General features: G+C 63.2%; 19 protein-coding genes and 1 pseudogene. 10 read left to right on the top strand and 10 right to left on the bottom strand.

From position 1 onward, the window contains the following. Positions 1-407: 407 nt before the first annotated feature. Together IBL25_RS03055 and IBL25_RS03060 are read right to left on the bottom strand one after the other, a co-directional pair. Complete coding sequence (locus IBL25_RS03055; protein WP_187777189.1) at positions 408-641, bottom strand: hypothetical protein; 234 nt, start codon at positions 639-641, stop codon at positions 408-410. Continuing rightward, positions 638-1,270: a ParA family protein gene (locus tag IBL25_RS03060; RefSeq protein ID WP_202986660.1), complete on the bottom strand. Its 633-nt coding sequence runs from the start codon at positions 1,268-1,270 to the stop codon at positions 638-640. The genes IBL25_RS03055 and IBL25_RS03060 overlap by 4 nt, the downstream gene beginning before the upstream one ends. 442 nt (positions 1,271-1,712) lie before the next feature. On the opposite strand from IBL25_RS03060, the gene IBL25_RS03065 reads away from it, so the two are divergent. After that, the gene (locus IBL25_RS03065; protein ID WP_187777094.1) at positions 1,713-2,678 is read left to right on the top strand and encodes a hypothetical protein; all 966 of its coding nucleotides are present in this window, start codon (positions 1,713-1,715) and stop codon (positions 2,676-2,678) included. Between the two features lie 24 nt (positions 2,679-2,702). Here the strand turns inward: IBL25_RS03065 and IBL25_RS03070 are convergent, their stop codons facing one another. Next, positions 2,703-2,936, bottom strand: coding sequence for a hypothetical protein (locus IBL25_RS03070; protein WP_187777095.1), 234 nt, complete (start codon positions 2,934-2,936; stop codon positions 2,703-2,705). Beyond that, on the bottom strand, positions 2,929-3,108 hold the full coding sequence (locus IBL25_RS03075; protein ID WP_187777096.1) for a hypothetical protein: 180 nt from the start codon (positions 3,106-3,108) through the stop codon (positions 2,929-2,931). Before IBL25_RS03075 ends, IBL25_RS03070 begins: the two co-directional genes overlap by 8 nt. Before the next feature lie 230 nt (positions 3,109-3,338). On the opposite strand from IBL25_RS03075, the gene IBL25_RS03080 reads away from it, so the two are divergent. The 6 genes from IBL25_RS03080 (at position 3,339) to IBL25_RS03105 (ending at position 8,624) form a co-directional block, all read left to right on the top strand. After that, the gene (locus IBL25_RS03080) at positions 3,339-3,788 is read left to right on the top strand and encodes a hypothetical protein (protein ID WP_187777097.1); all 450 of its coding nucleotides are present in this window, start codon (positions 3,339-3,341) and stop codon (positions 3,786-3,788) included. A 239-nt stretch (positions 3,789-4,027) separates the two neighbouring features. Beyond that, complete coding sequence (locus IBL25_RS03085) at positions 4,028-4,351, top strand: HU family DNA-binding protein (RefSeq protein ID WP_187777098.1); 324 nt, start codon at positions 4,028-4,030, stop codon at positions 4,349-4,351. 566 nt (positions 4,352-4,917) lie between these two features. Next, on the top strand, positions 4,918-6,003 hold the full coding sequence (locus tag IBL25_RS27470) for a PQQ-dependent sugar dehydrogenase (protein WP_367615538.1): 1,086 nt from the start codon (positions 4,918-4,920) through the stop codon (positions 6,001-6,003). 311 nt (positions 6,004-6,314) lie between these two features. Next, complete coding sequence (locus IBL25_RS03095) at positions 6,315-6,734, top strand: hypothetical protein (protein WP_187777099.1); 420 nt, start codon at positions 6,315-6,317, stop codon at positions 6,732-6,734. Then, complete coding sequence (locus IBL25_RS03100; RefSeq protein ID WP_187777100.1) at positions 6,731-7,153, top strand: hypothetical protein; 423 nt, start codon at positions 6,731-6,733, stop codon at positions 7,151-7,153. The genes IBL25_RS03095 and IBL25_RS03100 overlap by 4 nt, the downstream gene beginning before the upstream one ends. A 1,237-nt stretch (positions 7,154-8,390) precedes the next feature. Then, a complete protein-coding gene (locus IBL25_RS03105) occupies positions 8,391-8,624 on the top strand; it encodes a hypothetical protein (protein ID WP_187777101.1) in 234 nt (77 codons plus the stop codon). A gap of 49 nt (positions 8,625-8,673) precedes the next feature. Here the strand turns inward: IBL25_RS03105 and IBL25_RS03110 are convergent, their stop codons facing one another. Continuing rightward, positions 8,674-9,177: a recombinase family protein gene (locus IBL25_RS03110; protein WP_367615544.1), complete on the bottom strand. Its 504-nt coding sequence runs from the start codon at positions 9,175-9,177 to the stop codon at positions 8,674-8,676. After that, positions 9,089-9,424, bottom strand: coding sequence for a hypothetical protein (locus tag IBL25_RS26795; protein WP_238940192.1), 336 nt, complete (start codon positions 9,422-9,424; stop codon positions 9,089-9,091). The genes IBL25_RS03110 and IBL25_RS26795 overlap by 89 nt, the downstream gene beginning before the upstream one ends. A gap of 906 nt (positions 9,425-10,330) precedes the next feature. Here IBL25_RS26795 and IBL25_RS03115 point away from each other — a divergent pair. The 3 genes and pseudogenes from IBL25_RS03115 (at position 10,331) to IBL25_RS27475 (ending at position 12,330) form a co-directional block, all read left to right on the top strand. Further along, entirely contained in the window at positions 10,331-10,750 is a 420-nt protein-coding gene (locus IBL25_RS03115; RefSeq protein WP_187777103.1) for a hypothetical protein, read from the top strand. Positions 10,751-10,995: 245 nt separating this feature from the next. Further along, a pseudogene (locus IBL25_RS03120) lies at positions 10,996-12,044 on the top strand (IS5 family transposase). A 136-nt stretch (positions 12,045-12,180) separates the two neighbouring features. Continuing rightward, positions 12,181-12,330, top strand: a complete 150-nt coding sequence (locus tag IBL25_RS27475) for a hypothetical protein (protein WP_367615545.1) — start codon at positions 12,181-12,183, stop codon at positions 12,328-12,330. Positions 12,331-12,639: 309 nt separating this feature from the next. Here the strand turns inward: IBL25_RS27475 and IBL25_RS03130 are convergent, their stop codons facing one another. From IBL25_RS03130 to IBL25_RS03145, 4 genes are all read right to left on the bottom strand, one after another. Beyond that, complete coding sequence (locus tag IBL25_RS03130) at positions 12,640-13,026, bottom strand: hypothetical protein (RefSeq protein WP_187777104.1); 387 nt, start codon at positions 13,024-13,026, stop codon at positions 12,640-12,642. A gap of 157 nt (positions 13,027-13,183) precedes the next feature. Next, entirely contained in the window at positions 13,184-14,518 is a 1,335-nt protein-coding gene (locus IBL25_RS03135; RefSeq protein WP_187777105.1) for a sensor histidine kinase, read from the bottom strand. After that, positions 14,509-15,288, bottom strand: coding sequence for a response regulator transcription factor (locus tag IBL25_RS03140; protein ID WP_187777106.1), 780 nt, complete (start codon positions 15,286-15,288; stop codon positions 14,509-14,511). The genes IBL25_RS03135 and IBL25_RS03140 overlap by 10 nt, the downstream gene beginning before the upstream one ends. A 161-nt stretch (positions 15,289-15,449) precedes the next feature. Beyond that, complete coding sequence (locus IBL25_RS03145; protein WP_187777107.1) at positions 15,450-16,040, bottom strand: hypothetical protein; 591 nt, start codon at positions 16,038-16,040, stop codon at positions 15,450-15,452. Between the last annotated feature and the right edge of the window lie 333 nt (positions 16,041-16,373).

Raw genomic sequence — 16,373 nt, forward strand, 5'->3', positions numbered from 1 at the left:
GGCGGCGCGCGGCCTCCATGATGCGGCGCCGGTCGGCGTCGCCGAGGCGCTGGCGCTGCCAGGCGGCCACGCGCACAGACCCGGCCCGCGCCGGGCGTGGTAAGACAGGCATGCCCATGCTCCTGGGCCGCCAACAGGACGCAGTTTCCCCACCCGCAATTGCTTGCGGCTTTCAGAGGGCCGTCCTATCTTGGGGTTCTCACACTCGCCAAGATGCTTCGGCTATTGGTTTAGGGGTCGTTCTGGCGGTTCTGCTGGGGCGGCCCCTTTCTGCTTCTGGTCCACGCAGGATTGCTTGGCCGGAGGTTATAATTCCCGGCCAAGCCACTCTCGTCTAGTGCTTTGTTTTTACTGCTACAATATAGCTATACACGTATATCCGTGTATATGCTGCTATATAGCAATACTTATTTATGGCGCTCGCGGAGCAGGCCGATAGCCTCGTCAATCAGCTCTGTCTTCGTCATGCGAAGGCTGTGGCCGATCTCGCGCAGCCACTCGTTGTCCTCGACCTTTAGGCGCATCGAAGTGACCACGCGCGGCGCCGGGCCGGCATCAACCGGCGGCTTCACCTGCTGCGGGATGCTGTCCTTCCTGACGACGAAATCGGCCGTCAGAATAGGCTTATCCTTGGGGCTCATCGGCGGTCCTTCCGATCGAAGCGGCTCTTGATGAAGGTCCACAGTCCGGCGATCTCGGCCGCACTCTTACCTTCAGGATCCAACTCGGTGACCGTCTGACCGTCTGCCATTGAGGAAGCGAAGTCGGTCCGGGAGTGGATGATGGTCTCCGCCACGGCGCCATGCTGGCTCAGCGCGATGGCGGCCTGGGCTGTGATGCGGGCGCGCTGGTTGGCCTGATTGACCACGAACACCATCGGCTTGCCGTGCTGCTCCACGATGTCCACCGTGCGGCCGACCGCGCGGAGGTCATGCGGCGAAGGCCGGACCGGGATGATGACCAAGTCGGCCAGAGCGACTGTCAGCGAGATCGAGGCGGTGATGGCTGGCGGAGTGTCGATGATGACCAGATCCACCCCCGCCTTTCGCATGGTGTCCAGCGTCTTCCGCAGGTTGCCGTCGATAGGCTGGGCGAGGATCGGTGTCTCTGCCTCCCGGACCCTGAACCAGCCGGAAAGGCTCATCTGCTCGTCGGTGTCCATCATGGCCACCGTGCCCTCGCCTTGGCGCTCTGCCTCAACGGCGAGGTGCCCGGTCAGCGTCGTCTTGCCAACGCCGCCCTTCTGGCTGGCAATCACCAGCGTGCGCATATATCCCCCTCCATAAGCATATATACGATCATATACGCATATATGTGAGCAGGGAGATATACGCTTTTTCGGGTGGCGCGGCGTAAGCTACCAGCAGCCGCTCACATTGGATCAGAGATACTGCTATAGAGGAGCATATATACGTATATAGATATACAGCAGTATATGAAGGGGCGATCAGCCCCACGCCTTCTGCCACACCGAATGTTCTCGGCAGATTGCAGTGCAGGTTTGCCGCAGGACACGCACCAGTCGGTGGTGAGCTCAGCGGTGGCCGATCCGCAGGCGATGTGCGCACTTCTCTCTGCCGAGGAGCGATCCTGACCGGTGGTTTGCTGGTCAGGCATGGATTGCCATCATCGTCACCACCCTCTTCTCAGGAAGCCTGACCTCGGGCACAGAGGTTTAGGCTGGCCAGAACGTAGGTAGTTGATCGAGGAGAATGGAAGTGTCTGACCATGCAGAATATGATGCCGACATGGCCAGGACTACCCTCCGCATCACCTATGATGGCCCAGCCCTCCGTGATGGCACTATGGAGGTTCGTGACCTTGCGCCTGCTCTGCTGGCGATGGGGCGCTTGCTGGAGGACGCTAACCGCGTTGTAAATGGCCCGAAATCTCAGGTTGCAGTTCGCGTAACGGCAGGGTTTAAGCCGGGGTCGTTCTCTGTAGACCTTCAGACAATCCAGAGCTTTGCGGCTGAGATCAGAGACCTTTTGGCTGGTGATACTTCGACGGCTCTGGCGAACCTCTGGGCACATCTTGGCTTCTTTGGCCTCAGCGGGTCCGGACTGTTCGTTCTGCTGCGAAAGCTTCGTGGACGGCGTCCAGAGAAAGCTACCATCCTCAAAGATGGAAACGTCGAATTGGTGCTCCCTGGCGGAGAGAGCCACACCATCCCAAAGGCTGTTTTTGATCTGCTAAGCGATGAAGGCGTTCGCCGCTCCGCAGCGGCGGTCCTGGAACCTCTGACTAAGGAGGGCATTGACGAGTTCATTGCCCGCCCTGCAGGAGCGCCAAAGACCGATGGAGTTGTGATCACCAAGGAGGATCTGCCTTCCTTTGCTCCTCCGGAGGTGATCCAGGCCCCCATCGTTACAAATGAGCGCCGGGCTGCCTTTAGTATCGTCAGCCTGAGTTTTCAGGATGACAACAAGTGGCGCCTTTACGACGGCCGCAATACTGTCTGGGCCAAGATCGAAGATCAGGTCTTCATCAAGGCAGTCAATGAGGCAGAAATTGCATTCTCGAAAGGCGATGTTCTGATTTGTGACATCCGGGAGGAGCAGTACGAGACAACCTCTGGTCTTCGGGCTGAAATCATCATCACGAAGGTGGTCGAGCACCGACGCGCATTCCGCCAAGTGCCTTTGCCTTTTGACGGCCCGTTCGACGGAGCCCGTTGAAGCTGAAAGCCCGTCGTTTGAGGGTCAGGCATAGGCGCGCTTCTCCAGTTCGGGGAGGATCGCCTCAATCTCAGCAATCAGGCCTGCGCGAATGTGCCCGCCATACCCGTGCGCAATGTCGGCCAGAGCGCCCATGTCGCCGGCCGTCAGGCGCAGCCGCTCTGACGCCTCACGAAAGTAGGCCCGAGGCAGACGGTTAAGGCGGTACGCAATCTGCACATTGCGATCGGGCGGGATGATCGTTTGCTGGTCAGCCATTGCCGGCATCCATCTGTGCGATAGCCCGCGAGCATTCGGCAATGCGGCGCTCCAGCACCGATCGCCTTGCGGGCAGGGTCAAGTCTTCGGGGTTGTCCAGTAAGCAGATCCTCAGCGCAGAACGAACGCGAATCAGGGTCTCGCGCGGGGAAGGGGCGTCTGGCTCGGTCATTTAAAAATCAACGAACTCGCGTGGGGCGAAAGAGAGATGCAATGTCCGGGTGGCGCCAGATCTGCGATTCGATGGGTTTGTGGTTTGGCAGACGGATACCCGTGGCTGCCATCAGGCTCTGCTGGTGGTGGAGGGAAGGGGCCACTGGTCCTCATCCCGGCGCATATTTGGACTAGGGTTGAGGTCAGTGGATGTGACACAACGACATGTCGTGAACGCGGGAAGCTGGCATGACCGAGGACATACGTGACGAACTCCGTGAGGAGTGGATGCTTCTCCAGAAGCAGTACGAAGATTTCGATCAACGCGCGCTTTCGCTAAAAGCTCTGATGACTCCATTGATCGGGGCCGGATACGCCGCTGGCATAGCACACACGTCAAAGTCGATCGTTGTTGCAACTATCATTGTCACCGCATGCCTGTGGGCTCTTGAGACAATTTGGAAAACCTTCCAGTATTGCCTCACCGACCGGATCAAGGCGATTGAAGAATACTTTAGATCTCCAGAGCGAAATTTGGATTTCAAGCCGTACCAGATCTACACATCATGGGGGCAAGTGTTCGATCGCGATAAGCATAACTGGAAACTGTGGTGTGACCGCGCGACACAGCCTTTCGTGTTGATCCCTTACGCACCTATGATCGTAGCCGGCGTCCTTGTAATGCTTGCACTATTATAGCTTGTTATTTGCATCAAAAAATTCAGATCTGGCCCATAGGATTTTGGAGCCTGTCCCCATAAGGGGGATTTGGAGCGACAGGAGGTTGGTCACGGGCACGAACCTTTGCGTCTTGCTTTCCGAGACCTCGCCTGAGCATCGCGCTGCATCAGTCAGGATCAGGGCACGAGGCGCGGAGCCGCATGCGGCCCGGCCCTTCTCGAATTGCCATTGTCTCGTCGTCTGACTAGATTTCTGTCATGTCCAAGCGCTTCCTCACAGATGTCATTCAGCAGTCCAGTGGTCTCACCGGGATCGCTTCTGGTCAGGTTGCGGCTGATCTGATCGCCGCCATCAAGGCTGAGATCATCGAGAACGGCCGCTTCTCGCGGCCTGATTTCGGCACCTTCACCGTGCGCGAGACTCCCAAGCGCTCAGCGCTGAATCCACGCACCGGCGAGAAGGTGGCGGTGAAGGCCGGCGCCACGGTGAAGTTCAAAGCCGCGCCGTCCCTGAAGGAAGCGGCCTTTGCCGGTGTGAAGAAGGCCAAGCGTAAGTCCGCGAAGGCTGTCAAGGCGGGCTGAGGCACAGCGCCTATCGGGGCGCTCGGCCCCGCTTCCAGCCGACCTCCACCGTGACGACGCTTTGAACGGTCAGCGTCAGGCTGGCGCTAACGGTTGTCTTGCCGGTGAGATGCCGGAGGCGGCAGCGGGGCAGGGGGCCATAGGCGGAAAGGAAGAGGGTGGCTGATGCGCCGGACCAAGGCATCAGCGCTGCTCATGCCCTAGGTCGACCGAGCGTTTGATCACCTTTTCATGGCTCGCGGGCACTGGCTTCCTGCTCTGGCGCGAGCTGTTCAGCCTCATCCGAGGACCTTGATTTGCAAGGTCCTGGCTGATCTGCTGGCCTCGACGTCCAGGAAAGGAACAGCCTGTTGAGCTTTTCGGGTCTCTTCGCGCAGCTCGTGGCACTGGTTGGCACCGGGACAGTGGCCATACGGCGCATCACCGATGGCACGCCGATACCGGCCTGGGGCAAGACACCGGCGATTCCGGTGGCGAAGCCACAAGGCGCAATCCCAACCCTCAAGATGCCGACGGCCAGGGGGTAGCACGATGGCCGGGTGCCGATCACGGCACCAGGGCTCAGGGTGAATGCCTTCGCCACCGGATTGGCGCATCCGCGCTGGCTCTGCGTCCTGCCCAACGGTGATGTCCTGGTAGCTGAATCCAGCAGTGTCGCCCGGCCTGCCAAGTCCATCTGGGACTATGCTCAGGTCAGTACCATGAAGCGTGCTGCTGCCATGGGCGTGAGCGCCAACCGCATCACCTTGCTGCGGGATGCCGATGGCGACGGCGTGGCCGAGATCCGCGAAACCTTCCTGGAGAACCTCAATCAACCCTTCGGCATGGCGCTGGTGGGCAACACCTTCTATGTCGGCAATACCGATGGCCTGGTCGCCTTCCCCTATGAGCCTGGCACCACCAACATCAAGGCGCCGGGGCGCCAGATCTGCGACTTCAAGCCAGGCGGCCACTGGACCCGCAGCCTGCTGGTCAGCCCCGACGAGACGAAGCTTTACGTCGGTGTCGGCTCGATGACCAACATCGCCGACAACGGCATGGAGGAGGAGGAGGGTCGAGCTGCAATCCATGAGGTCGATCTGGCCACCGGGCATCGCCGCATTTTTGCGACCGGCTTGCGCAATGCAGTAGGCATGGCCTGGGAGCCTCACACGGGCGCGCTCTGGACGGTGGTCAACGAGCGTGACGGACTGGGAGACGAGACGCCGCCGGATTACCTAACCTCGGTGCGGGATGGCGGCTTCTACGGCTGGCCTTACTGCTACTGGGACCGCGTCATCGACGATCGGGTGCCGCAGGATGCGGCTCAGGTCGCCAGCGCCATCACCCCGGATTATGCGCTGGGCGGTCACACCGCCTCGCTCGGCCTGTGCTGGCTGCCGGCTGGCACGCTGCCCGGCTTCCCCGAAGGGATGGCGATCGGGCAGCACGGCTCGTGGAACCGCAGCATCCTCAGTGGCTACAAGCTGGTCTTCGTTCCCTTCGCCAATGGGCATCCGGACGGACCACCGCGCGACATCCTCGCGGGCTTCCTGTCGCCGGACGAGAAAGAGTCTTATGGGCGGCCGGTCGGTGTGCACATCGGGTCAGATGGCGCGGTGCTGATGGTCGACGACGTCGGCGACATCGTCTGGCGTGTCACCGGAGGCTGAGACCGCGGCGGCGTGCTCATGCCAGGTGCCGTTAACCCCAGCGGAGCGTCGAGCTTGCGGTGGCGCACCGCAAATGAGGGCGAATGGCACGAGAGTACAGCTTGGGTCGACAACGGCGGTCGCAGCTGTTGTGGCGACTGCCGCCGCCCTCATCATATGGCACGTGATGCACCGGTTATCGTGCTGTAGCGGCCACTTGTTCTGTTCCGTTCACGGCTTAGGGTGGCCGTATGAGCCAGCCTCTTACGAGTATCCTCTGCCGGCATGCACCAGATCCTTACCACCCTGACTGCCTACCGGAAGCCACTCAAGTGATCGACGCCAAGCATCATGCTTTTATGTCGACGGAAGGCGCGGAGGGCCCAAGTTTGCGTTGGATCATCGTGGCAGCAGTGGCTGCCTTAAGTGGCTGCGGAATTCCTGATCCCATTCAGAGCAATCAGTTTGTGGTTATCCCGACCGGATACCGGCAACAACTGTATTCATTTGCAAGGATGGAGATTCCGTCCGGACAAAGACTCTATGCCATGAACATTCGGGGGCGGACTGAATGGTGTTCTAGGAACGCTGTCATTATCCCAGAGTCGGGAACGACCGGCGGTCCAAAGGCGGCCTGCTTCCACGACGAGACCGCTACTGGCCGCTTCCGACAAGCATACATCGTGGCCCCGCTCGGAATTGCTGGTGCGTGGGAAGTAAACGTGCCGTATGTCTTAGAGGGCACCCCATGAGCAGGGCAGACCTGTTTGTAGCACTCGGCCTGCTCGTTAGCGGTTGCGCCGGTCCGGTCCCCACCGACGCAGATGCGCCGGCGATGACTTCGGAGCAGTACGCTGACTTCCGGCAGCAAGAGCCATTGGTCGCGATGGCTCTCTCTGGCTCGCCGGACGTTGGGCCAGCGATCTACCGCCAGGCAGAAATAAATGTCGCTTCGGGGCGTGCAGCTAATGTGAACGTTGAAGCGACACGCATCACCGATGCGGTGTCGGTGAAAGTTGCTTCAATCGCTCGCCAGCGGAATATTGTTGAGTGCAGTTCAGTGGCCGGCAACGTCTATTGGATAGGTCCTCTCGGAGCTGCCATGGCCATTCCTATGTTGCTGGCCCAAGATGTAGAACGGCGGGAATGCATTCGATCAATCCAGCAGTAGTAGGTCCTGATCCAATCAAGGGTAGCAGCCAAGCTGAGTATGTAAGGGGGGGCGGCGGACTGCTGAGAGGTTTTATCATGTCCGTGTGGCCCGTTTGCGTCTAACGGGCTTTCTCTCGAGATCTTCAACACGATTGCCTTGTAAGTCGTGCCGCACGCGTGGGCCAAACCTGCGACCAATTTAGTGTCTGGTTCAGGCCGACCCGAGGCTAGCCGCTGGTTGCGGCAACTGGCGGCTGCTGGCTCGTCGGGTATGCCGGCTGAGGCTTATCGTGTTTCGGATGCTGGAGCGTGTTCATCGCTTGCAGGCAAGCGAGGGCGGCTGATGCGGGACATTGCCCAACAGGTTGAACAACGGTACGCTTATTGCAACGAAATTGGGGTTGCCATGCGTGCCTTACTGCTCGCCCTCAGCCTCGGCGTCACCTGCTTGTGGCAGCCTGCTCCGGCCGCTGCCGCGATGGCTCCAGTCATAGGGGTGGCGACCTTCTCGGCCCCCACCGAAGTCCGATCCAGTTCTGGGCGGCCGCGCACGCAATCTGTGCGGGGTTATACCCGGCGGGACGGACGCCACGTCTCAGCCTATCGTCGCGCCCCGCCGCGCCGGTGACGGTCATGGTGCGACACCATTGGGTCGCGGCTGCGGTCCTGGCTCTCGCGCTTCCCAGCGTCGGGCTCACGCGGGAGCCTGCTCGCGGCCTCAGCGACGGACAAGTCCGCCAGGCGATCATCCAGGAGAGCATCTTGGCGTATCAAGCCTCGGGCCGCCCCTGCGCCTGCCCCTATAACGCGGCGCGGAATGGGTCCTCCTGCGGCGCCAGGAGCGCCTATAGCCGACCAGGCGGAGCCGCCCCGGCCTGCTATCCGGACGACGTTTCGGCCGAAGCGGTTGCCGCTTGGCGGCGGAACCACCCATAAAAGTTTCTCCTCACGGAGCTGTGAAGGGTATATAACGCGGATCTTGTGCAGCCAAAGGCTTCTCGCCTGCCGCCTCGGCGTGAACTGCCCCGTCCACCTCCGACCATCCGTGCGGCGCGCCTGATAGACGGAGAAATCCGCCCCCTGATCGGCTCACACCTTGCACCTCATGTTGAGGCAGGTAAGGAGCTTGCTGAGTTGTGGGACAGGCTATCCCCACAGGGCCGCAAGGCTGTTCTCACAGCGGCCCGGCTAACGGCTCAGGAGGAGGGCATCTTGCGCACCGGAACATCGGTGATCGCTCTGGATGAGGAAGTCGCGTGAAGCCGTTCGCGCCTCCGATGGCGGCAGGGTTCGCTCCCTCGCTTGACGACTACCGGGCGGCGCAGATCGTCCTGGATCAGTTCGGAGATGAAGCCGAGCAGCGGGCGCTCAGCCATGTGGAGCACCTTTCCAACGCCGGGGATCATGAGGGCGTGACACGCTGGATGAATGTCCTTGCGGCCATCCAGGAACTGCGGCGAACGGCGTCTGCGGAGAGCATCCTTCATTAGGCCGGCATCAGAACGGATAAGACTTATCGGGCCCGAGACATGGCTTCGGCTAGCGCTCTCTCCGGTTCAGCACTCGCAGCACCCCCATAGCCGTCCAGGTTGATCCATCACGCGCTGTCCGAATGCCGCGCTCTGTCAGGATCTGGGCGACTTGGCCAAGGGTGCGGCCTTCCGCCCGAAGTTGAGCCGCAACGGGGGCGATCTTCTGGGCAAAAGCATCGGCTTTTCTGGATTTGGCGGCATTGCCCGCCGTGGACTCGGGATCAGGTCCGCCTCTCCAGCCGCCGATCTTCACACCGCGCGCCTTCGCCGCCGCCATGGCCGTTGAGATCCGGGCGGAGGCCACAAGTGCCGCTTCCTCCGCGGCCACAAGCATCGTTTCCAAGGTCAGCTGACCGCCTGCCGGCAGGTCCGCCGCGACGAACTTAGCACCAGATGCTTGCAGGGCGCGTAGGAAGTCCACGTCACGGGCCAAACGATCCAATTGGGCGATCAGCAGCGTGGCGCCAGTTGTCCGGCACAGCGCGACGGCCTTGGCGAACTGCGGGGCGATCGCCCCGCCTGCTGCTTTCCACCTCGATGAGGGCAGCAATAGCCACCCCGCCAGCGGTTTCCAGAAAGCGGGCGGCCGCATCACGCTGGGCGTCAATGTTCAGCCGGTTGCGGTCTTTCTGGGCCAGCGGGATACGGCAATAGGTCACGAATTCCGTAGGCTTGATGTGTTTAACTTCGAACTGCATGGCTGGATGGCGAGTGATATGGAAGCCGACCACAACATACAAGCCAACCGGCAAGAGCATCGTGCCGCCGCTCCCGTAGCCCGCTGGTGGACCATGCGTCTATCTATCACGGGCTCTGCGGCAACCACTCCTTTACGCCACCAAGCGCACGGCAGTGAGGGATTATCGTGCTGGCAGTAAGCTGCTGAGACGGGCGGAACGCGATCGTTGCGGCCAGGTGAGGTGCATGCCTAACCGCTTCGCGGGCTAAACCTGCCAGCCCTCAGAGCCGATCCAGGACGAGTCCAAAGTGCGGAGGACCTCTGCGCTGTCATTGGCGTGATGCCGTCGCGGCTCAGGGCTGCCATTGAGACGAGCTTCGGCGTGGAGCCTGAGCAGCACCTCCAACTGGGGCGGCTGGCTTTGGAATGCACTGCGCTGCGTATCGCTGACCGGCACTCAGTCGCGCTTGAGCATGTAGCAGCGAGGCACTGCCTCCGGGATATGGACCGTTTCGTGCAGGAGGACCGCGAGGAGGTCAGTGATGTCCAGATGCCCATGGCCGATCGTGGGACTAGGTGAATCCTCAGCACGCAACCAGACCGTCGCGCGTTTAACCCAATTGAACGGCAGCGGCTTGTGCTGCGCGCTCATCGCGCACCGCGACGAGGTCGCTAAAGAATCCTGACAGCGATTCCAGGAAGGTTGCGGTCCCGCGGGCGCTATATTTCAGCCGCCATCGGGGGGACGCCGCGGCTTCGGCCGAAGTAACGGCAACCATCATAGCTCCGGTGGGCGCGGTCGAGCTGCGCCACCGTCAGCCGGGAACACGGCGAAAGCCGGCAGGCCCTGCGGAAGGTGCGGCTCGTCAGATCGATTGACCCGGGCATGCCATCTCCGAGGGACAGGCTGTTGGAAACGTCTCCCCACGCTGCGGCGCCGCCTCACCTGCCGTTCTTCCTCCCCGGACCTGATGGGGCGGACCCGGTGCTGATCGGCACGGGCATCTTCCTGGCCATCGCGATGCTGGCCTTCGGCCTGCTCTTCCTGCGGCTGCATACTCTGCCGGAGCGCATGGCCCACCGCGGGCACAAGCTGCAGTTCGAGATCGTGGCCGTGTTGGGCCTGCTCGCGCTGTTCACGCAGATGCACATCTTCTGGATGGTGGGCCTGCTCCTCGCCCTGATTGACCTGCCCGACTTCACCGGGCCGCTGCGCCGCATCGCCGGTTCGGCGGAAATGGTGGCTGGCCTGAAGCCGGGCGGGGGCGACACCATCGGCGAGGAGGACGCCGCCGGCCAACCGTTGGGACACGACGCGGTGAAGGAGCAGGCGGAACGCAATGCCACGGAGATCGCACCGCCACAGCGCGCAGCCGAGATTGCGCGCGCGCGTCACGAGGCCTGAGCCATGCTGGAACTGCTCGTGTGCTCCCTGCTGACGATCTTCCCGGACTATCTCTATCGCCGCTATGCTCAGGGAAAGGTGAGCGTCGCGCCAGCACATTGTGGCGTTGGATAGCCTTGTGATGCAAACGCGGTATGGGCAAGACGCTGCCACTGCAGATGATCGATGCTGATGAACACTTCGAAAAACCTCGCTGCTGAAATGTGAAACTGATTCACTGCCGCTGGTCAGCGGGGGCAGAAGCGATGGCGGGGCAGCCTGGCTTCTTCGATGTCAATGAGCGGTATGCGGCTCTCTCTGCTGCGGGCGATCCGCTGGAACGCCTTGCGGCCGTGATCGATTTCTAAGTCTTCCGCCTGGTGCTGGATGCGGCGCTGGTGCGGTCGGGCCACAGCCGCGGCGGGTGCCCGCCCCATGATGCCGTGCTGATGTTCTGCATCCTGGTGCTGCAGGCGCTCTACAGCCTCTCGGATGAGCAAGCAGAATTCCAGCTGCGCGACCGGCTGTCCTTCATGCGCTTCGCGGGCCTTGCCCTGCACCAGGCGGTGCCGGATGCCAAGACGATCTGGCTCTATCGCGAGCAGCTCAAGCAAGCCGGTGCCATCGAGGGGCTGTTCCGCCGCTACGACGAAGCCCTGGCGGCCAAGGGCCTTCTTGCCATGGCGGGCAGATCATCGACGCTACCCTAATCGCCGCACCGCGCCAGAAGCTCACCAGCGAGGAGAAAGCTACCATCTGCGAGGGCGGAACGCCAGATGGCTGGTCAGCAGCCAAGCTAGCACAGAAGGACCGGGATGCCCGCTGGACGCTCAAGCGCGGCAGGACCAAGCCCAAACCCTATGGTGCACAGCGCCAAGTTATCCAGATCGCGGTGCCGGTCTTTGGCTACAAGAGCCACATCGGCATCGACCGGCGGCACGGGCTGATCCGCCGCTGGACAGTCACCGATGCCGCGCAGCATGACAGCCGCAGCTTTCCAGATCTGCTCGATCCCGGGAACACGGCCAGCCGCGTCTGGGCAGACACCGCCTACCGCACGAAGCGCAACCTGGAGGTCCTTCAGTTCCGCCGGCCACCGCGGCGCGGGCTTTCTGAGCAACAAGCCAAGGCCAATGCCGCGCGTGCGCGGATACGCTCGGGCATCGAGCATGTCTTCGCCGCGCAGAAACATCGCATGGCGTTGTTCATACGCACCATCGGCATGGCGCGGGCGCAGGTGAAGATCGGCATGGCCAATCTGGCGTACAACTTCACCCGCCTGGCCTGGCTCAGCACCCGAGCTGCGCCCGCATAACCCCACAGCCTCCACGAAGAGCGGCACCCGCCATCCAAAGCCGGTGACCCCGCCAGGTCAGTGGGGGCACGTCATAGCCTGAGGCCACAGTCCTGCTCTGGAGGCTGCGCAGCGACGGGTAATTCGAGGTCTCCGCCTGGTCGAGCGCATCAGCAAGCCGGGGTCGGCGCGACTCATGCCCCTGGTGGCGGCCGATGGCTTGGTCAGGGTCGGGCGCGATGCCGGGGCGCTGCGGACCGCAGATGCGGTCGAGTTCCTGCCCTTCGCAAGCATTCTAGGCGGGTAGAATGGCGCCCGTGCTCCATCGTTGCCGTGGCGACTTCGCCAGGTTTCGGAGGGAAGGGACTTCGGTGTTGCGTTCGGGTGCCCGGCAGCCTCTGGTCGATAACTGCCTGTCCGCTCCTGCGGCGCCAGTGAGCGGAAGCGGGCATTGAGAGGGCGCTGTAGCTTCGAAGGCTGCATGCCGTTTCCTGAATGGCGAGCCGGAAGCAAGTAGCGGAGCCATCGATGTCCCGTTAGCGACAAGCTCCGGAACACCCGACGCACGCGACAAAGCTTGAGGCCTATGCTGCGGAGCGCCGGGGTAACAGCGAACTCACCTCGCGGCTAGGGCGCTGGATGGCATCGGAACCCACACGATCTCCGTGTTCTCCCCCTGCTGGGCCATGACCGGGGCCATGCCCGCTGGCGGCATCTGCACCTTGGAGCGATCGACGTGCGTGATGGTAAGGTTCTCGCCCGCCCCGCCCGAAAGTGCGATGGCGCCGCCGCCAACGATGTTGTTCCTCGCACCCGGCCCGTAGTCGATCGTGGTGTTCTCGCCGTTCGACACGACGCGTGGGTATGAGGGCGACCCATCCAGGCCCACGCAGCCGGCCATGAGAAAGGGAAGGGCCATCGCCAACATCAGTCGAGACTTCGGCATATCGTTTCCTGCATAAACAGCGCCCGTTGCGCTGGAGCCGGTGATGTACGGGTCCAATCGTGCGGCAGCCTGACCGGATTGCATCGAATTCTTACAGCCGCTCGACGCCGAGCTCGGGTGGCTGTCAGCGGCAGAGATTGATCCGGCGACATGCAGCTCCCCTCGTCCTTCGCCTCGAGGCGGCAGGAACAGCAGGCGCGGCTGCGAGCCGCCGTCAGGCCGCCCGAGCGCTCGGCAGGGTGAGTTTCACAATGGTGCCAATGCCCTGGACGCTCTGCATCTCGAGGCGGCCGCCGTGAGACTCCGTGATGGCCTTGGCAGTGGGCAGGCCCAGGCCGCTCCCTTCGCCCGCCGCCCGCGCCTCATCCCCCCGGAAGAACGGCTCGAAGACCCGCTCCAGATCGCCCGGCGCCACGCCCGGGCCGCTGTCCCCGACGGCCACAATGGCCTCATTGCCGCGCCGGAGCACCTCCACCCAAGGGGAGCGCCCGTACTTGACGGCATTGCCGAGCACGTTGCGGATTGCTCGTTTCAGGGCCGTCGGCTGCGCGAGGACAGTGGAGTCCTCATAGGCGCGTTCCTCGAGGAGGGCGCCCTCCTCGGCGCATTCGTCGACCACCACCTGGACCAGCGAGACCAGCGAGATCCTGGTGGCGGCTTCCCCGCCACCGTCCCCGCCACGCAGGTAGGCCAGGACGTCGGTCACCATCTCGGCCATCTCGCGGACGTCCTGGAGCATGCGGCCCCTGGCATGGTCGTCGGCGATGTCCTCCGCCCGGAGGCGCATGCGGGCGAGGGGGGACAGCAGGTCGTGCGAGAGGGCTCCGAGGGCGAGCGACCTCTGCTGCAGCAACTCCCTGGTACGGGACGTCGCGGCCTCCAACGCTTCGGCGACGTCCCGGACCTCGGTGGGGGAGGCCAAGCCGTCGAGTTTGAGGACGCCGTCGGCGGGCAAGTTCCGCGCCCGTGTGGCCAGGAGGGCCAGGGGCTTCGCGATCAGGCGGGAGGCGAAGGCCGCGAGCGCCAGGAGCGTCCCCGCCGTTAGGATGATGGCGATGCGGAAGGCCACGTCGTCGGCGCTGAGCAGCGAGACGGCTCGGAGCCTGGCGTTCACCCAGGTGCTGTCGGGCAGCTGGACGCTGATCGCGACATCCTGGACGTTGCCGGAGGTGCCGGACGCATCCAGCCTGACGCGGACGGCCTGCCACTCGGGTGGCCCGGACACGATGGCTCTGAGGTCGTCGTCGAGGTCGCTGCCGTCGGGCACGGCCGTGCGCGCGGACCACTCCACCTTCATGTCCGGCGTGGAGTTGCGCCTGGCCGCCCCTGCCCGCTCGTCGGGAGGCAGGGAGGCGATCTGCCGGACGGTCGAGTAGATGCGAGAGACCGCCACTTCCGCCGCCCCGCGCTCCCCGGCGTCGCGTAGGATGTAACTATGTAGGGTGAGACTGACGCCAAGCAGCACGACCAGGGCCAGGGCTCCGGGTGCGAGGATCTGCAGGGCAAAGGAGTTCAGCCACCGGGAGCGCCTCGGCGCCGTCACCACCATGCCACCGGCGCCGCCAGCATGTACCCGGCCCCCCGGAGCGTCTTGATGACTTCCTCGCCTCGCGGGCCACGGCCGCCCAGCTTGGAACGGAGCCTGCTGATTTGGGCGTCGACCGACCGTTCAAGTCCGCCCAGCGCCCTGCCGCGCGCGATGTCCAGGAGCTGCTCGCGCGAGAGTATGCGCTGGGGGCGCTCCACGAAGGCCAGGAGCAGGTCGTACTCGCCGCTGGTGAGCTCGATCCTGCTCTGGTCCGGGGCGGTCAGCTCGCGCTGCCGGGTGTCCAATACCCACCCGCGGAACTCCGCCCGGTCCCGCCTCGTTTCCTGCTCCTCCGGGGTCATCCGCTGGCGCCTGCGCAGGACGGCACGGATCCTCGCCACCAGCTCGCGGGAGTCCGGCGGCTTCACGATGTAGTCGTCCGCGCCCAGCTCGAGCCCGATGACCCGGTCGTGTGCCTCGCCGAGAGCGGTCAGTAGGATGATGGGGACGGAACTCCTCGCCCTGATCTCGCGGCAGATCTCGAAACCGGAGATGCCTGGGAGCATCACGTCCAGCAGGAGGAGGTCGACCTGACTGCCGCCCATGATCTCCCGCATCTCGACCGCGTTCCTCGCCCCGTTCGCGCGGAACCCGCTCCGCCGCAGCATCTGGAGCAGCAAGGCCCGGAGGTCGCCGTTGTCCTCGACAAGGAGGATGCTGAAGCCTTCACCGGACAGTACAGGCGGATCCTCAGTGCTTGTTATGATATAACCTGCTTCCTGGCTCTTCATTATTCTAGTGCTTGATCCGGTATTACTTATCGATGTTCCCGGGAGCCATCGCCCGCGTTGCCTCCGGAAGCAAGTTACTGTCTATTGCTATGCGTCACAAAAGAGGAGCTGCCCGCCTGCCGGCGGTGCCGGGCAGCTCCCGTTCGGCTCGAGGGCGGTGTTCAGGAACCCGACGGACGGGTGATGACCTCGGTGGCCTGCCAGCTGGTCACGTCGGGGCTCATGGTGGCGTTCATGTGGTCCACCACAGACTTGACCGGCGTACCGCTCGCCCGGTCGATCCAGAGCGTTTCCGTGAAGATGTAGCTCGTGCCCACCACGGAGAAGATCCGGCGCACCTTCACCGCGTCGAATGAGCCCGCGTGCACGTCGACCTTCTCCTGGCCCAGGATCTGCCACTTCTCGTTGGCAGTGGTGCTGTTGCCGTAGCGATCGCTGCCGAAGTAGTCGATGTTCACTACGCGACTTGGACCATCGCCCTTCCAATCTGCGAAGGTAGACAGGAGCTGCTTGCCCCCGGCGTTGAAAAAGGCCGACTGCGTGCTCCAGTAGCCCAGGAAGCGCGGCTGCCTCGCCTGGTCGAGGCAGACGAGGGGCGATGCGGGATCCGCGCCGCGGTATGCGATCGTCGGCAGGTTGGTCCGCTCGACCTTGCTGCCCTGCACCGGGCAGCGGAGGCTGGCTTCCTGGGCCGACAGGCCGGTGGAGGCCACCATCAACGCGCCTGCCACGAGTACAAACTTCAGCATCATTAGGTCCTTTCCGGATGGCGGGCAGGAGGGATGCCCATGCCCCGGGGGAACCTACCGGTGGTTTTTCATACGCACCTGACGGGGCTGCATCGTTTTGTGACGACACCAGATGGCGGGTCGCTCCGGCAGCGTGACATGGTAGATGGCGCACGATCCCAGGAGGAAGTTCCCGGTCCCATGCCCTGCCTCGCCGTTCCCGCCCAACTGCTCATGCCCCGGGTATCTTCCCGCCGCATGCCGGTCTGGGCGGCCGGAAGACAGCTTGGCCGGGGCCACAGGTGCGGCCCGGTCTCCCACGCAAGCGTGCGCTTCGCCAGGAGGCGTGGAGTATAC

The sequence above is a fragment of the Pseudoroseomonas ludipueritiae genome, from assembly GCF_014490445.1.
GTDB classification, from domain to species: domain Bacteria; phylum Pseudomonadota; class Alphaproteobacteria; order Acetobacterales; family Acetobacteraceae; genus Pseudoroseomonas; species Pseudoroseomonas ludipueritiae.

What these genes read in the sequence shown, in the direction of transcription:
- IBL25_RS03055 (WP_187777189.1), bottom strand. Translation starts at nt 641, where the DNA reads ATGAGCCCCAAGGATAAGCCTATTCTGACGGCCGATTTCGTCGTCAGG.
- IBL25_RS03060 (WP_202986660.1), bottom strand. Translation starts at nt 1,270, where the DNA reads ATGCGCACGCTGGTGATTGCCAGCCAGAAGGGCGGCGTTGGCAAGACG.
- IBL25_RS03065 (WP_187777094.1), top strand. Translation starts at nt 1,713, where the DNA reads ATGGAAGTGTCTGACCATGCAGAATATGATGCCGACATGGCCAGGACT.
- IBL25_RS03070 (WP_187777095.1), bottom strand. Translation starts at nt 2,936, where the DNA reads ATGGCTGACCAGCAAACGATCATCCCGCCCGATCGCAATGTGCAGATT.
- IBL25_RS03075 (WP_187777096.1), bottom strand. Translation starts at nt 3,108, where the DNA reads ATGACCGAGCCAGACGCCCCTTCCCCGCGCGAGACCCTGATTCGCGTT.
- IBL25_RS03080 (WP_187777097.1), top strand. Translation starts at nt 3,339, where the DNA reads ATGACCGAGGACATACGTGACGAACTCCGTGAGGAGTGGATGCTTCTC.
- IBL25_RS03085 (WP_187777098.1), top strand. Translation starts at nt 4,028, where the DNA reads ATGTCCAAGCGCTTCCTCACAGATGTCATTCAGCAGTCCAGTGGTCTC.
- IBL25_RS03100 (WP_187777100.1), top strand. Translation starts at nt 6,731, where the DNA reads ATGAGCAGGGCAGACCTGTTTGTAGCACTCGGCCTGCTCGTTAGCGGT.
- IBL25_RS26795 (WP_238940192.1), bottom strand. Translation starts at nt 9,424, where the DNA reads ATGCTCTTGCCGGTTGGCTTGTATGTTGTGGTCGGCTTCCATATCACT.
- IBL25_RS03135 (WP_187777105.1), bottom strand. Translation starts at nt 14,518, where the DNA reads ATGGTGGTGACGGCGCCGAGGCGCTCCCGGTGGCTGAACTCCTTTGCC.
- IBL25_RS03140 (WP_187777106.1), bottom strand. Translation starts at nt 15,288, where the DNA reads ATGAAGAGCCAGGAAGCAGGTTATATCATAACAAGCACTGAGGATCCG.
- IBL25_RS03145 (WP_187777107.1), bottom strand. Translation starts at nt 16,040, where the DNA reads ATGATGCTGAAGTTTGTACTCGTGGCAGGCGCGTTGATGGTGGCCTCC.